Consider the following 12,442-nt stretch of genomic DNA (forward strand, 5'->3'; position numbering starts at 1 on the left):
AAAAACAGAAAATGACAATTGAAAATTTTCTTTGTACCGAGTTTTGTATAGCCATTAAGAATTTATATTCTCAGGAAATTGAAATAAAGCAAGTACAAATTCAGAAAACAAAAAAGGATTTTAACGGTGATTATACTGTTAATGTATTTCCTTTTTTAAAACTTTCTAAAAAATCTCCTGAACAAACGGCAACTGAAATAGGAGATTTTCTTAAAAATTCTTTAAAAGAAATAAGCAATTACGAAGTAATAAAAGGATTTTTAAATATTAGTTTTTCAAATTCATTTTGGATTAGTAAACTAAATGGAATAATTTCCAATAATAAATCTGATTCATCTGACAATAAAAATATTTTAATAGAATACTCCTCTCCTAACACAAATAAACCATTACATTTAGGGCATATTCGTAATAATTTACTGGGACATAGTTTATCAGAAATTTTAAAAGCAAATGGTAACAAAGTAACAAAAGTAAATTTGGTAAACGACAGAGGTATTCACATTTGCAAGTCAATGCTTGCATGGCAAAAATGGGGTAATAACATTACACCCGAAAAAGCAGGAAAAAAAGGAGATAAACTTGTTGGAGATTTTTATGTTTTGTTTGATAAGGAATATAAAAAACAAGTAGCAGAATTAATATCGCAAGGAAAAACACAAAAGGAAGCTGAGAATCAGTCTCAATTTATTATCGAAGCTCGTGAAATGCTTCAGAAATGGGAAGCTCATGATCCTGAAGTTTTAGAACTCTGGAATAAAATGAATGGATGGGTTTATGATGGTTTTGAGAAAACATATGTTGAATTAGGAATAACATTTGACAAAATATATTACGAATCGCAAACATACGAACTGGGTAAAGACGAGGTAATAAAAGGTTTAACAAATGGTGCACTTATTAAAAAAGAAGACAATACTATTTGTGCCGATTTAACCAATGATGGTCTTGACGAAAAAGTACTTTTAAGAAGCGATGGAACTTCAGTTTATATGACACAGGATATTGGAACAGCCATTATGCGTAAGGAAGAGTTTAATGCCGATGAAATGATTTATGTTGTTGGTAACGAGCAAAATTATCATTTTCAGGTTTTAAAACTTGTATTAAAAAAACTAGGAAAAGATTGGTCTGATCAGATTTCGCATTTATCATATGGCATGGTTGAATTACCCGAAGGTAAAATGAAATCACGCGAGGGAACTGTAGTTGATGCTGATGACTTAATTGAAGAAATGTATTCAACTGCAAAAACAATTTCCAATGAATTAGGAAAACTTGATGGCATTCCTGAAAATGAGAAAAATGAAATAATAAAAATGGTAGGACTAGGAGCTTTAAAATATTTTATTTTAAAAGTCGATCCTAAAAAGAATATGGTTTTTAATCCAAAAGAATCTATTGATTTTGATGGTAACACTGGTCCGTTTATACAATATACCCATGCAAGAATAAAATCAGTATTACGAAAAGCAAATGATACAGGTATTACAATTCCAAATAGTATTTCAGAAAATATTGAAATAAATGAAACTGAGAAATCAATAATTAAACAAATTGCAGAATATTATAATATTATTTCGGAAGCAGCAAAAGAACAAAACCCTGCAGTAATTGTAAATTATACTTACAACCTTGTTAAAGAATATAATCAGTTTTATCATAACCATACTATTTTAAAAGAAGAAAATTCGGAAATTAAAGGATTAAGACTTTTATTAAGTAATGTTACAGCAGAAAGAATAAAAGAGTCAATGAAACTTTTAGGAATAAATGTTCCTGAAAGAATGTAAGAGGAAAAGTTATAAATGCCTTAAGTACTTAAAGTGCCTTAAGTATAAAAAATAAGATTCATAGACCATGTAAGTTTTTTCTTTTTAATTAGTGTCAATTAGTGTCAGTATTTAAAAAAAAGACCCCCCATCTTTTACAATGGAGGGTAGCTAAACTAACCAATGAACAAGATTACTTGCTGAAGATAAACTTGTAAACAAACGACTTTTCGGTTAACTTAGACACTTTCTTGATTACTACTTTCTCAAGCTTTTCTTTTACGTAACTAACTAAATCAGGGCTACCATTAATTTCGTTAACAACAATTTTTCCGTTTTCATTAACCCTAAAATCAACTGCAACGGTAGCAATTCCTTCAAAACACACTTCTGAATCTTTTGGATAATCTACAGCACTTGAAACTACTCTTTTAACTTTTCCTTCTTCATTTGTTGGATTTGAACCCGCAAATGATTGTACATTCATTAAGAGTAAAAAAAATGTACTTGTTACGATTAGAATCTTTATTGTTTTCATATTACTTAATTTTTAATGTTTTAACAAATTTGATCGTATGACGTCATCAAATATTTAAAAGTTACAAGTCAAACAATAAAATATTTTAATAATCTCATATTCAGACATATTTACTTGTTAATATACATTAATAAAAAATAGTAAATCTTAATCGTTATTTTTTTATTTCTTTGTATAATTGTTATTCAATTCTGAAAAAAACTGAACTATGAGCGAATCCATTTTAAAAGCATTAATGAGGCTTTTTGCAATAATAGCCGATGTTGAAATTGGTGAAAACGGTGAAATTAATAATCCTGGAAGAGTTATTGTTGCATCATATTTAAAACAACAACTTAATCAAGAACTTGTAGACGAATATTTAAAACTTTTTGACGAATATATTGCACAACACCATAATAAAAAAGGCAAAAAACGTATGTCGGCTAATAGCGTTAAAGTTTTGGCTATTTGCTCACAGGTTAACGATGAACTTCGTCAGGAACAAAAAATGCTTGTTCTTCTTAAATTATTTGAATTTATACATCATGGAAGTGACATTAAAGAGGAAGAACTGGAGTTTGTAAAAACAGTTGCAGATACTTTTAATATTAACGAATTAGAATACAATAATTGCAAATCATTAATTCTAGACACACCTGATAAAATTCCACATAAAGAAAATCTACTTTTAATTGATGGTAATAAGGAATTTTCTAATCCTGAAGTTAAACATATTTTTATTGAACACTTTGTAGGACAATTGGTTATTTTACATATCGAAAGTACAAACATGTATGCTTTTGGTTATGTTGGCGAAGAAACATTCTACTTAAACAGTCAGGTTATTAACCCTATGAGGGTTTATGTGCTTGTAAAAGGTTCTTCAATCAGAAGCAGAAAAACCAGTCCTATTTATTACAGCGATATTGTTGGTGCATTTCTTAGCCAGTCAAAATCTGAGAAAATTATTTTCACTGCTAAAAATGTTGAGTTCAGATTTAAAAATTCGGATAACGGTTTACATTGTTTTAATTTCTCTGAAGAAACAGGTCAGTTAATTGGTGTTATGGGTGGAAGCGGTGCTGGAAAGTCAACGCTTTTAAATATTTTAAATGGTAACATTCAACCACAAAAAGGTGATGTTTTAATAAACGGTTATAATATTTACACTGAAAAAGAAGCTATCAAAGGCGTTGTTGGCTTTGTTCCACAAGATGACTTGCTTATTGAAGAGCTTACTGTTTACCAAAATCTTTACTATAACTCAAAACTTTGCTTTAGCGGATACACTGAAACCCAGATTGATGATGCTGTAACAAAAGTCTTACAGGATCTGGATCTTTATGAAATAAGAAATTTAAAAGTAGGCGGTCCGTTAAATAAATACATCAGCGGTGGTCAGCGAAAAAGACTAAATATTGCACTTGAATTAATTCGTGAGCCAGATGTTATGTTTGTTGATGAACCGACTTCCGGGCTTTCTTCAATGGACTCCGAAATGGTAATGGATTTACTTAAGGAAATTACCCTAAAAGGAAAACTTGCAATAATAAATATTCATCAGCCATCATCAGATATTTTTAAATTATTTGATAAAATATTAATTCTCGATAAAGGTGGGCACCCTATTTACTTTGGTAACCCTACCGAATCAATTGTTTATTTCAAAAAAGCAACCAACCATGTAAATGCAAACGAAGGCGAATGCACAACTTGCGGAAATGTTAACCCAGAGCAGGTATTACAAATTATTGAATCGAAGGTAGTCGATGAATATGGAAAGTTAACAAAGAGCAGAAAGATTTCTGCAAAAGAATGGAATAAGCATTACATGGATACTCTTGATGTTAATTTTAAAGAAAAAGAGTATTCTAAGACTATTCCAAAAAACAACTTCAAAATTCCTAACAAAATAAATCAGTTTAGAATTTTCACAGTTCGCGATGTACTCTCAAAGCTTACTAACAAACAATACATTTTACTAAATTTCCTTGAGGCTCCTCTTCTTGCATTTATTCTTGGATATTTTACAAAATATGTTGCAGGTGAGAAATTTTTATTCAGCGAAAATGAAAACCTTTACGCTTATTTATTCATGGCAATTGTTGTTTCATTATTCTTAGGAATGACAGTAAGTGCTGAAGAAATAATTCGTGACAGAAAGATATTACAACGAGAACGATTCTTAAGTTTGAGTCGCTTTAGCTACATCAACTCTAAAGTAATGATAATGTTTATTTTATCAGCAATTCAAATGTTCACATTTGTAATTATTGGTAATTACATTTTGGGTATAAAAGGATTAACATTCAATTACTTTATTATTTTATACAGTACATCATGTTTTGCTAATATGCTTGGATTAAACATTTCCTCGGCATTAAACTCTGTTGTAACAATTTACATTTTAATTCCTTTCATATTAGTTCCACAACTTCTTTTGAGTGGTGTTATTGTAAAATTTGACAAACTGCATAAATCATTTGCATCACATAAATTTGTCCCTGTTGTTGGTGATTTAATGACTTCCAGATGGGCATTTGAGGCATTAGCTGTAACACAATATAAAGATAACAAATGGGAAAAAAACTTTTTTGATATCGAAAAAAAGAAAAGCTATGCAGAATTCAGATTTAATTATCTTATTCCAGAGTTAATAAATAAACTTGACGGATGCCAAAGATATTTAGAACAACCTACAGCTGAAATTAATATTAATAAGAACTTACTTATTCTTAAAAACGAAATTGAATTATTAGACAAAAGTTTTTCTAAAAAAACTTTTAAGAAATTAGATCAGCTTAATAAAAAATCTTTTAATAGTGAAGTAGCTGAATATACTTTAAATTATCTTGAATCGAAAAAGAAATATTTTAATAAAAAATATAACGAATCAACAATTGAAGCTGATAAAAAGTACACAGAACTTACAAAACAATATCCAAATAAAAATGATTTAATTACATTAAAAGAGGATTATTTCAGTAACGGATTATCTGATCTGGTAACAAATAAAAATAGTTTTCAAACAATTTACGAAACAGATGACAGACTGATTCAGATGACCAAACCAATTTATAAAGATCCTGAATCAAATTACGGTCGTGCCCATTTCTACGCTCCATACAAAAATTTATTTGGAAAAAAGATAGATACATTATGGTTTAATACAGGATTTATATGGCTAACAACAATATTCATGTATCTTGCTTTAGTTTTCGACTGGCTTAAAAAGCTATTAAATATTGGCGATAAAATTAAGTTTGGTCGTAAAAAAGATCGTGACTAATGGCTATGACTATTAGTGGCTTCACAATGGTGAGAAATGCCACACGTTTTTATTTTCCTGTAAAAGAGTCAATATTAAGTATATTGCCAATTGTTGACGAATTTGTTATTGCTCTTGGCAAAGGCGATGAAAGTGATAAAACCGAAGAAGAAATACTTTCAATTGGCTCACCAAAAATCAAGATTATTCATAGAGTCTGGGACGAATCAAGGTTTTTAAACTCTGCTGTTTTTCGCGATGAAACAAATGCTGCATTAAAAGAATGTAAAGGCGATTGGTGTTTTTATATACAGGCAGATGAAGTAGTTCACGAAGACGATCTAGAAGAAATAAAGAATGTTTGCCAAAAACATCTTAACAATAAAAAAGTGGAAGGAATACTTTTTAATTATTATCATTTCTGGGGCGACTACAATCATTATTTACCTTTTCATGGTTGGTATAAAAATGAAATGAGGATAGTAAGAAACAATCCTGACATAGTTTCATATAAGGATGCACAATCGTTCAGAAAAAAAGATAACTCCAAGCTAACAGTTGCAAGTTCTAAGGCACATATTTATCATTATGGCTGGGTACGACCGCCCGATAGAATGAAAAGCAAAAAGAAGGAACATGATTCAATTCACAGAGGAAAAACAAATAACGAACAAGTTATAACTTATCAAGGTTTTGATTATGGTCCTTTAGGAAGAATTCCATTATTTAAAGGAACACATCCTAAAGTAATGAATGAAAAAATAAAAGAGTTTTTCTGGAAGGATAAACTAAATTATGGCAATAAATTAACAAAGGACCATGATTTATATAAACACGAAAAAATAAAGTATAGATTAATTACATGGTTTGAACGAAATATATTTGGAGGAAAACAATTATTCGGATATTCTAACTGGAAACTAATAAAATAAAAAAAGAGGCATTAAGCCTCTTTTTTTATTTTATTAAATATTGTTATTACAATCTAGGTTTCAAAGTAGCGGTCTCAAAACCTTTTTCTGAGTATGAATCACCGGTAGAAACGCCATTACTAATAGTTGCAGTTTGAACTACATCATCAATATCACGTTCCATAACAATTTTCTTACTTCTTAATTCTCTTAATACCCAAGTCTGTGCAAATTCGCCATTTGAATATTTTCTTTCACTGCTTGTTACAAAAGTATTAAATGTATTTCCTGGAAGAGTAACTCCATTTTCATCTACCTGCCAGTATGTTAATACAGTTGTTTGAGTAATGTTATTAGATTCAAATATCAGACATAGTCTTTCTTTATCTTTATATTTATTTACACCATGTTTTTCAACACTGCTTAAGAAATTCCATGAACCGGCAGCTCTTTCAACATATGTATATACCATTTTATTGTAAGTTGTAATATTTGTAGCTTCATCCATTTTTGTCCATAATTTAGACATTTCATAATGAAACAAATACTCCATTTTACTATTTTTATCGAAACGATAAAAATCTTCTTTAATAATACCATTTGTTGTTACTGAAGTGTCATGAGAAGTATTAACTGAATCTACAATTTCAGCTATTTTATCATCCGTGACTTTAAAATTAATTTTGGCGGTAGTTCCGTCATTTAACAATTGGGTAACATTACGTTCCATTGTTTCAATGGCCCAGTCACCTGTAACTCTTGCTTTGCGACTGCGAATAGAGAAAAACGGGTCATCATCTCCTCTTTTACAACCGTCAAATACCAAAATGCTACTTAATACGATTAAAATTACTGCGTATCCAGATAGTCTTTTCATAGTTTAATCCTTTAATTATTAGGCACTTCTATGTTAGCGTTTAAAACCTTTTGAAAAACGTAAAATTATTCTATTTCTCTAATTAAACAAAAAAAAACATTTTTTTTTCAACATATAATTAACAAATAATTCACAATTCTACATTTACATGGCACAAATATAACAATTAAATAATTAAACTAAAGTAATTTAAAATTTATTTTCTACTGTTAAAAAAAGTTCATTTTTTTTCATTTTTCATTAGTAATTTTGAAAATTCGAATAATCAATAATATGATTTCATTAGAAAATACAAAAGTTGCATTTGAAAATAAGTCTGTAAAAGACCTTAAGAGAATGCGTCTATTATTTAAAATGATTTCTAAAAATTGGATTGTAAATTCATCTAAATCACTAGTTAAAATTGCTTTATATATTCACTTTCCTATAAAATGGATTGTAAAGCCAACCATCTTTAAACACTTTTGTGGTGGAGAAACTTTAGAAGATTGCTTCAATACTGTTAATAAGCTTTCAATTAATAATGTTTACTCAATATTAGATTTTTCTGCTGAAAGCACAAGTTCAATTGAAATAATTAATGAAGTTACTTTAGAAATTATTAGAAACATTAAAAATGCTGCAAATAATAAAAATATACCTTTTGCAGTTTTTAAGCCATCTGCTTTAATTCCAAACCAAATTCTTGAAAAAAAATCAAATGGTGAAGTTTTAAACGAAAACGAAAAAATTGAATTCGAGAAATTCGTACAAAGAATAAATTCCATTACTAATGAAGCATATAATAATAAAGTAAAACTATTAATTGACGCAGAATACTTCAGATTTCAAAACATCATTGATATTATTGTTTCAGACATGATGGAAAAGTACAATAAAGAAGAAGCTTTTGTTTTTAATACTTTGCAGATGTACCGTAAAGACAGATTACAATATTTGAAAAATGCTCATAAGATTGCTTTATCCAAGAATTACAAACTAGGTATTAAATTCGTTAGAGGCGCTTATATGGAAGAAGAAAGATTACTTGCTAAAAGCAATAATTATCCATCGCCAATTCATGATACAAAAGAAGAAACAGATAACGATTTTGACTCAGGTATTGAATATACAGTTAGTAATATTAACAGTATTGAAACTTTTTGCGGAACTCATAACGAAAAAAGCTGTTTACTTTTAGCTGAATTGATAATTAAAAACAACATAAAGTGTAACGATAAAAGAATTTGGTTCTCTCAATTATATGGAATGAGTGATAATATTAGTTACAACTTAGCTAAAGAAGGCTTTAATATTGTAAAATATATTCCATACGGGCCGGTTAAAAAAGTTTTACCATATTTAATAAGACGTGCAGAAGAAAACACTTCAATTAAAGGGCAAACAAATAGAGAACTTTCTTTAATTAATAAAGAACTAAACAGAAGAAAAAATGAAATTAGATAACAAAGATGCATATGATAGAATAAGAGGACAATTTGTTTTAGCAATTTTTATTGCTGCAACTCTGATTTCCTTTTCTGTATTCTACGATTATTTAACATTATATTTTATACCTATCAGCAATCTTGCATATGCAATTATTTTTAGTTCTTTATTTATTATATATATTATATACAGACTTCAACTTAAATATCATTTTATAATTTATGACGACGAAGGTGACAAAATAGTTATAAGATATTACCCAGTAACTTCATTTATCACTAAATACATTTCAATTGAAATACCTTTTGATTCTTTATTCAAAATTGAAATTAAACGTACTTTCTTTAACCAAAGAGAAGAACTAATAGTTCATCAGACTACAAAAAAAGGAATTGCAAAGTATAAACCTATTCCATTAACAGCCTTAACAAATAACCAAAAAAGGGATTTAATTAACGCTTTAAATTCATTAGCAAAAGTAAAAATGTAATGAGCGAACAATCAGATCTCTTTAAAATCGCAATAAAGCTTATTCCTCTTGTTGGTGATATAGTTGCAAAACGTATTATTGGATATTGTGGTAGCCTTGAAGCGGTTTTTACAGAAAAAGAAAGAAATCTTGCTAAAATTCCAGGAATAGGAACTATTATAGCTTCATCAATTGCTAACAATTCTAAGAAGAAAGAAATTTTTAAGATAGCAGAAAAAGAAGTAGCATTTAATATTAAATACGGAGTAAGAACTGTGTTCTTTCTTGATGAGGATTATCCGAGAAGATTAGTTCATTGTGAAGATTCACCTGTAACAATCTTTGTATTAGGAAATATTGATTTAAATCACCCAAAAGTTTTAAGTATTGTTGGCACAAGAAAAGCTACACAATATGGAAAAGACTTTTGCAATAAATTAATTTCAGACTTTAAAGACTTAAATATTAATGTTCAAATTATTAGCGGACTTGCTTTTGGTATTGACATTGCTGCACATAAAGCTGCCATGGAGTTTAATCTTTCAACAGCTGGAATTTTAGCACATGGCTTAGATAAAATATACCCGGCTTTACATAGAAAATATGCTAAACAAATGATAGAAGAAGGCGGATTAATTACCGAATTTATTACTAATACAACACCCGACAAACAAAATTTTGTAAAAAGAAATAGAATAATTGCAGGCCTTGCTGATGCTACACTTGTTGTAGAATCGGGTAAAAAAGGGGGTTCACTTATTACAGCGGATATTGCAAACTCATATAATAGAGATGTTTTTGCAGTTCCAGGCAGAACAATTGATCCATGGTCATCCGGAACAAATTATTTAATAAAAACAAACAGGGCTGCACTTGCAGAATCAGCTTCTGATATTGCCAATTATTTAAGCTGGGAAACAAATTTAAAAAGTAAAAATATACAATCACCACTCTTTATAGATTTTGAACCCGACGAACTTTTAATTGCACAACAAATTGAAAAACAAGGAGATTTAACAATAGACATATTGTCATTACTTTGTAAAATGCCAGTAAGTAAAATCTCAGCTACACTTTTAGGAATGGAATTTAAAGGAATTGTAAAATGCCTACCAGGAAAAGTTTTTCAATTGTGTGTAACCATACCTAAAAATTAAACATTTTATTTTTTTATTTATGTTTATTGATACCCATACACATATATATGCTGAACAATTTGATACTGACAGATCGGAAGCTATTAAAAGAGCTGTTAATGATGGCATAAAATCTTTACTATTACCTGCAATTGATAAAAGTACACAAAATTCATTATTAGATTGTGTAAGAAACTTTCCAGAAAATTGTTTACCAATGACTGGACTCCACCCTACTTCTGTAAAAGAAAATTATCTTGATGAACTGGATTTTGTAAAAAACGAATTAAAAAATAACAAATATCACGGAATCGGTGAAACTGGATTAGATTACTATTGGGACAAAACATATATTAAAGAGCAGGAAATTGCTTTAAGAGTACAAATTGAATTAGCTTTGGAATATTCACTTCCAATTGTTCTTCATTCACGTAAATCTTTAAATGAACTTTTTAACATTATACGCGAATATAAAAATACCGGACTTACAGGGGTTTTTCATTGCTTTCCCGGAAATATAATTGAAGCACAAAAAGCCATCGATTTTGGGTTTTATCTTGGAATTGGAGGAGTAGTAACATACAAAAATTCAGATATGGCTGAAGTGGCAAAAAATGTTTCATTAAGTAACATTATACTCGAAACAGATTCACCATATTTAACACCTGCTCCTTTTCGTGGAAAAAGAAATGAAAGTTTGTATATTAAAAATATAGCAGAAAAAATTGCAGAGCTTAAAAATATAACATTAAACGAAGTTGCAGAGATAACAACAAAAAATGCAAAGCAATTATTCAAATTAAGTTGATTTTATGAAAGAAAATAAACCTTCAATACTTATTATTTACACTGGTGGGACTATTGGAATGATAAGAGATCATGAGACAGACTCTTTGCAACCGTTTGATTTTTCAGGAATCGAAAACAAAGTGCCAGAAATTAAAAAATTCGGTTACCAGATTGATACAATTTCTCTAAAACCATTAATTGACTCATCAAATATAAATATCAGTTCATGGGTAAAAATGGCAACCGTTATAAAAGAGAATTATAATAACTATGATGGTTTTGTGGTTTTACATGGTACCGATACTATGTCATATTCGGCATCTGCATTAAGTTTCATGCTAGAAAATCTTGAAAAACCAATCATATTTACTGGATCTCAATTACCTATAGGAACTCTTAGAACTGATGGAAAAGAAAATCTTATTACATCTATTGAGATTGCAGCAGCAAAACTAAACGGAACTGCAATTGTTCCCGAAGTATGTATTTATTTTGAAAATAAACTTTTCAGAGGTAACAGAACTACAAAACACAGCACAAAAAATTTCAGTGCATTTATTTCAGACAATTATCCCCCACTTGCAATTGCCGGAATTGAAATTGAATATAATTTAAGTGCAATTCATTACCCAACATCAGCTGGAAAGTTCAGAATTTATAACAAATTAAACGAAAATGTAATTATCATAAAATTATTCCCCGGATTAAGTAAAGAAGCATTCTCGTCAATTCTTTCTATTCCAAATTTAAAAGGCATAGTGTTAGAAACGTATGGATCAGGGAATGCTCCTACCACAAAATGGTTTCTTTCTCTTTTAAAACAAGCTATTGAAAATGAAATAATAATTTTAAACATTACACAATGTGACTCTGGTGGTATAAATATGGGAAAATACGAAACCAGTCGAGAATTATTAAGGATGGGAGTTGTAAACGGTGCCGATTTAACAACAGAGGCAGCATCAACAAAACTCATGTTTATTTTAGAAAAACAATTAACATATAACGAAATCAGAAATCAATTACAACATTCAATTCGTGGAGAAATGAGTGAATCATAATGCACTATTTAGCTCTTAAACACAACAAAAAATTAAAAATAAAGTTTTATAGGTTAAGTTTTATTTAGTACTTTCACGCTCTTAAAAAAAGTTCTTTTTTTTAATCTTAAAATAATTGGAGAGGTGTCCGAGTGGTCGAAGGAGCACGCCTGGAAAGTGTGTATACCTCAAAAGGGTATCGGGGGTTCGAATCCCTTCCTCTCCGCCAGAA

10 protein-coding genes and 1 tRNA gene are annotated in these 12,442 nt (G+C 29.3%); 9 read left to right on the forward strand and 2 right to left on the reverse strand.

Annotated elements, in window-relative coordinates:
- Positions 1-11: 11 nt before the first annotated feature.
- The gene (locus HY951_09800; GenBank protein ID MBI5540339.1) at positions 12-1,793 is read left to right on the forward strand and encodes an arginine--tRNA ligase; all 1,782 of its coding nucleotides are present in this window, start codon (positions 12-14) and stop codon (positions 1,791-1,793) included.
- A gap of 172 nt (positions 1,794-1,965) precedes the next feature.
- Here HY951_09800 and HY951_09805 read toward each other — a convergent pair whose 3' ends face one another.
- Entirely contained in the window at positions 1,966-2,310 is a 345-nt protein-coding gene (locus HY951_09805; protein MBI5540340.1) for a hypothetical protein, read from the reverse strand.
- A gap of 208 nt (positions 2,311-2,518) precedes the next feature.
- On the opposite strand from HY951_09805, the gene HY951_09810 reads away from it, so the two are divergent.
- Positions 2,519-5,581 (forward strand): ATP-binding cassette domain-containing protein, encoded by a 3,063-nt coding sequence (locus HY951_09810; GenBank protein ID MBI5540341.1) that lies wholly within the window; start codon positions 2,519-2,521, stop codon positions 5,579-5,581.
- A 5-nt stretch (positions 5,582-5,586) separates the two neighbouring features.
- The gene (locus HY951_09815; protein MBI5540342.1) at positions 5,587-6,492 is read left to right on the forward strand and encodes a hypothetical protein; all 906 of its coding nucleotides are present in this window, start codon (positions 5,587-5,589) and stop codon (positions 6,490-6,492) included.
- Between the two features lie 46 nt (positions 6,493-6,538).
- Here the strand turns inward: HY951_09815 and HY951_09820 are convergent, their stop codons facing one another.
- Positions 6,539-7,348 (reverse strand): hypothetical protein, encoded by an 810-nt coding sequence (locus HY951_09820; protein MBI5540343.1) that lies wholly within the window; start codon positions 7,346-7,348, stop codon positions 6,539-6,541.
- 273 nt (positions 7,349-7,621) lie between these two features.
- Between HY951_09820 and HY951_09825 the strand changes: the two genes are divergently transcribed.
- The 6 genes from HY951_09825 (at position 7,622) to HY951_09850 (ending at position 12,439) form a co-directional block, all read left to right on the forward strand.
- A complete protein-coding gene (locus HY951_09825; GenBank protein ID MBI5540344.1) occupies positions 7,622-8,794 on the forward strand; it encodes a proline dehydrogenase family protein in 1,173 nt (390 codons plus the stop codon).
- Positions 8,781-9,266 (forward strand): hypothetical protein, encoded by a 486-nt coding sequence (locus HY951_09830; GenBank protein MBI5540345.1) that lies wholly within the window; start codon positions 8,781-8,783, stop codon positions 9,264-9,266. The genes HY951_09825 and HY951_09830 overlap by 14 nt, the downstream gene beginning before the upstream one ends.
- Positions 9,266-10,402 (forward strand): DNA-protecting protein DprA, encoded by a 1,137-nt coding sequence (dprA, locus tag HY951_09835; protein ID MBI5540346.1) that lies wholly within the window; start codon positions 9,266-9,268, stop codon positions 10,400-10,402. Before HY951_09830 ends, dprA begins: the two co-directional genes overlap by 1 nt.
- 19 nt (positions 10,403-10,421) lie before the next feature.
- Entirely contained in the window at positions 10,422-11,189 is a 768-nt protein-coding gene (locus HY951_09840) for a TatD family hydrolase (protein ID MBI5540347.1), read from the forward strand.
- A 4-nt stretch (positions 11,190-11,193) separates the two neighbouring features.
- Complete coding sequence (locus tag HY951_09845; protein ID MBI5540348.1) at positions 11,194-12,231, forward strand: asparaginase; 1,038 nt, start codon at positions 11,194-11,196, stop codon at positions 12,229-12,231.
- Positions 12,232-12,348: 117 nt separating this feature from the next.
- Positions 12,349-12,439: transfer RNA gene (locus HY951_09850), tRNA-Ser, on the forward strand.
- The last annotated feature ends 3 nt before the right edge of the window (positions 12,440-12,442 follow it).

This window comes from Bacteroidia bacterium (assembly GCA_016218155.1).
GTDB lineage: Bacteria > Bacteroidota > Bacteroidia > Bacteroidales > GWA2-32-17 > GWA2-32-17.

Excerpts from the sequence above, each read along its gene's own strand:
- HY951_09800 (MBI5540339.1), top strand. The coding sequence starts at position 12 with ATGACAATTGAAAATTTTCTTTGTACCGAGTTTTGTATAGCCATTAAG.
- HY951_09805 (MBI5540340.1), bottom strand. The coding sequence starts at position 2,310 with ATGAAAACAATAAAGATTCTAATCGTAACAAGTACATTTTTTTTACTC.
- HY951_09810 (MBI5540341.1), top strand. The coding sequence starts at position 2,519 with ATGAGCGAATCCATTTTAAAAGCATTAATGAGGCTTTTTGCAATAATA.
- HY951_09815 (MBI5540342.1), top strand. The coding sequence starts at position 5,587 with ATGACTATTAGTGGCTTCACAATGGTGAGAAATGCCACACGTTTTTAT.
- HY951_09820 (MBI5540343.1), bottom strand. The coding sequence starts at position 7,348 with ATGAAAAGACTATCTGGATACGCAGTAATTTTAATCGTATTAAGTAGC.
- HY951_09825 (MBI5540344.1), top strand. The coding sequence starts at position 7,622 with ATGATTTCATTAGAAAATACAAAAGTTGCATTTGAAAATAAGTCTGTA.
- HY951_09830 (MBI5540345.1), top strand. The coding sequence starts at position 8,781 with ATGAAATTAGATAACAAAGATGCATATGATAGAATAAGAGGACAATTT.
- dprA (MBI5540346.1), top strand. The coding sequence starts at position 9,266 with ATGAGCGAACAATCAGATCTCTTTAAAATCGCAATAAAGCTTATTCCT.
- HY951_09840 (MBI5540347.1), top strand. The coding sequence starts at position 10,422 with ATGTTTATTGATACCCATACACATATATATGCTGAACAATTTGATACT.
- HY951_09845 (MBI5540348.1), top strand. The coding sequence starts at position 11,194 with ATGAAAGAAAATAAACCTTCAATACTTATTATTTACACTGGTGGGACT.